The sequence below is a fragment of the Roseiarcus sp. genome (assembly GCF_052145395.1).
Lineage (GTDB): Bacteria > Pseudomonadota > Alphaproteobacteria > Rhizobiales > Beijerinckiaceae > Roseiarcus.
In genome coordinates this window covers 1-2,852 of sequence record NZ_JBKQOT010000583.1, presented here as the reverse complement: position 1 = coordinate 2,852, position 2,852 = coordinate 1, and the positions used below count along the sequence as shown (strand labels likewise).

Genomic DNA, 2,852 nt, shown 5'->3' with positions numbered 1-2,852 from the left:
CCTCCGGTATCCGCATCACCCGCATGCCGGCGAACGCCTCACGGTGGTCCGGTGTCTGCTTTACGCCGGCGATGCGCATTTCGTCGTCGAGCTGCCGAATGGCGTCAGGCTGCTCTTGCCGGCAGGGATGACCGAGGCCTACGCGGCAGCGCTGCCCATGATGGCTGCGCCGCGGCTTTCCCTTTCGTGCTTGAGGGAGCTGCGCCGGCTGGTGGATCGGCCGGACATATCCTCGTCGCCGGCGAATGACGCGATTCGCAGCGGCGGAGGCGACGATGGAGCAGCGTGCCCAGGAACAGCAACTCGAACTCCTCATGTTGACGGCCGACGAGGTCACGCCACGGCTGTTCGATGTGGCGACCCGCACGGAGATCGTAAACCTACTGAAAGCTCTGCTGAGCGATCGCCTCAGCCTGGTCGAAACGCCGGCGGAGACGGGCGATGACTAAGATCACCAGCGATCATCTGGCGCGCGGCGCCTATGTCTATGTGCGGCAATCCAGCATGGATCAGCTCCTGCACAATCCGGAGAGCCGACGACGCCAGTACGCGCTGACGACCCGCGCCCGCGACCTCGGCTGGCAGAACGTGATTGTCATCGACGACGATCTCGGCCGCTCGGGGGGCGGGACGGCGCGGCCCGGCTTCGAGCGCCTGCTCGTGGGGATCTGCAGCGGCGAAGCCGGCGCGGTCTTTGCCCTCGGGGCCTCGCGCCTGGCCCGCAACGGCCGCGATTGGCACACGCTCCTGGAGTTCTGCGCCCTGGTGAACAGCCTGATCATCGATGAGGACGGGGTCTATGATCCACGGCTCGTCAATGATCGCTTGCTGCTCGGCATGAAAGGTGCTTTCAGCGAACTTGAGCTGTCGACGTTGCGCCAGCGCTCGCAAGAGGCGTTGCGCCTGAAGGCGTCGCGCGGCGATCTGCACACGACAGTCGCCATCGGCTATCGGCGCAGCGCCGATGATCGCCTGGAGCAAGACCCGGACCGGCGCGTCCGCGAGGCCGTGTCTCTGGTGTTCCGAAAGTTCCGTGAGATCTGTGGCTGCGCCAGGAAGGAATCGACCTGCCGACCGCCGTGCACAGTCGGCAGGGGCGGACAGTGCGATGGGGCCCGCCACGCTACCATGCCGTCCATCAGCTGTTGACCAATCCGGTCTATGTCTTCGGGCGGACCCTTTCACGCACGCGCATCGAGGGCGGCCGCAAAGTCATCACCCACAATGTCGCGCGCCGGCGCGAGGACTGGGCGGTTCTGATCCACGATCACCACGATGCCTATATCTCCTGGGAAGAGTATGATCGCAACCGGGCGATCATCGCCGGGAATGCGAACATGAAGGGGGCGATGGTGGCGGGCGCGGTGCGAAGCGGCAGTGCGCTTCTCGTCGGCTTGCTGCGCTGCGGGCGTTGCGGCCGCAAATTCAAGGTGCTGCACCGTTCCAGGCGCGATGCGCGCTACAGCTGCGCCAGCCATGTCGACCCGTCGAGCGAAAAGGGGTGCACCGCATTCAGCAACATGCGCATCGACGCTGCGGTGTCGGCCGAAGTGCTGCGGGCGATCTCGCCGCTGGCCGTCGAGGCGGCGTTGAAGCTGATCGCCGAACGCAAAGAGGCCAGTAGCGAACAGCTGCGGCAAAGAGAGTTGGCGCTGGAGCAGGCTCGCTACGAGGTAAAGCATGCTCGCCGGCAATACGACGCAGTTGATCCCGACAACCGACTGGTCGCCGGCGAGCTCGAACGGCGCTGGAATGACTGTCTTGCGACGGTCGCGAGGCTCGAAGAGCAGATCCGGAGCTTGCGCAACGAGGAGCCGATCGCCGTCGGCGACGACGAGCGCGTGACGCTTCTGGCGCTCGCCGGGGACCTGCCAGGGCTCTGGAACGATGCCGCTGCGTCCGTCGAGACGCGAAAGCGGATTTTGCGCGCCGTGCTAAAGGAGATCGTCGTGACAGCCGAGACCGGTCGGCTGCACCTCGTGCTGCACTGGCAGGGCGGGGACCACACGCGGCTCGAGGTGCTGAAGAACCGGTCCGGCCAAAATCGCTTCAAGACTGATGCGGCAACTGAGCAGCTGGTGAGCGAACTCGCGCGCCTGTTGCCGGACCACAGCATCGCCCCCGTTCTCAATCGGCTGGGCATCCGCTCGGCCAGAGGCCAGACCTGGACCCAACTGCGCGTGCGCAATTTCCGCGGCGCGCATCATAAACCGGCTTACCGGGAGGGCGAACGTGCAGAACGCCACGAGCTTATCTTGACCGAAGCCGCAAGCCGTCTCGATGTCAGCAGGATGACCGTCGTCCGCTTGATCCGGGACGGATTGCTCCCGGCAAGCCAAGTTTGCGCCGGCGCCCCCTATGTCATCCGCGAGAGTGACCTGGCTCGGCCAGCCGTCCGGCAGGCGATCGCCAGGGGACGTCCAGTATCATCCGATCCGCGGCAAGAAAGTCTGCATTTTCAATGAGATCATAAGGTACTGCATTATGTCGCCGTCCTGTTCGAATCGAACACACGACATACTGCCCAGCAACAGCCGCTTGAAGTCGTTATCCAATATCCGCGTCACCCGCATACCGGCGAACGCCTCATGGGCAGTTCGACGACGAAGTGCGCGGCGCCGGCGAAAAAGAGATGACGCACAACCATTCAGGCACGCCTTCGTGACCGCCCATCTCACTCGTCTTGGCAATCGATACGGGGACGAACAGGGGCGCCTGCGTCGCCGCCGCTTCCAGAGCCTGCGCTCTTGCGCGTTTTCGCCAATAATGTAGCAGCCCGCCGTTGACCCCGTGCCGACGCGCCACCGCTGCGATATTCGCGCCCGGCTCAAAGCTCTCCGCCAAAATTCGCG

At 64.7% G+C, this 2,852-nt stretch carries 4 protein-coding genes; 3 read left to right on the top strand and 1 reads right to left on the bottom strand.

All coding sequences use genetic code 11. From position 1 onward, the window contains the following. Positions 1 to 275: 275 nt before the first annotated feature. From ACLP25_RS20120 to ACLP25_RS20110, 3 genes are read left to right on the top strand one after another with little or no spacing between them, the layout of a single operon-like run. The gene (locus ACLP25_RS20120; protein ID WP_442470932.1) at positions 276 to 449 is read left to right on the top strand and encodes a hypothetical protein; all 174 of its coding nucleotides are present in this window, start codon (positions 276 to 278) and stop codon (positions 447 to 449) included. Continuing rightward, the gene (locus ACLP25_RS20115) at positions 442 to 1,149 is read left to right on the top strand and encodes a recombinase family protein (protein ID WP_442470931.1); all 708 of its coding nucleotides are present in this window, start codon (positions 442 to 444) and stop codon (positions 1,147 to 1,149) included. Before ACLP25_RS20120 ends, ACLP25_RS20115 begins: the two co-directional genes overlap by 8 nt. Next, on the top strand, positions 1,146 to 2,465 hold the full coding sequence (locus tag ACLP25_RS20110; protein WP_442470930.1) for a recombinase zinc beta ribbon domain-containing protein: 1,320 nt from the start codon (positions 1,146 to 1,148) through the stop codon (positions 2,463 to 2,465). The genes ACLP25_RS20115 and ACLP25_RS20110 overlap by 4 nt, the downstream gene beginning before the upstream one ends. A gap of 121 nt (positions 2,466 to 2,586) precedes the next feature. Here the strand turns inward: ACLP25_RS20110 and ACLP25_RS20105 are convergent, their stop codons facing one another. Continuing rightward, positions 2,587 to 2,844 (bottom strand): transposase, encoded by a 258-nt coding sequence (locus ACLP25_RS20105; protein ID WP_442470933.1) that lies wholly within the window; start codon positions 2,842 to 2,844, stop codon positions 2,587 to 2,589. Positions 2,845 to 2,852 lie beyond the last annotated feature (8 nt).

Excerpts from the sequence above, each read along its gene's own strand:
- ACLP25_RS20115 (WP_442470931.1), top strand. The coding sequence starts at position 442 with ATGACTAAGATCACCAGCGATCATCTGGCGCGCGGCGCCTATGTCTAT.
- ACLP25_RS20120 (WP_442470932.1), top strand. The coding sequence starts at position 276 with ATGGAGCAGCGTGCCCAGGAACAGCAACTCGAACTCCTCATGTTGACG.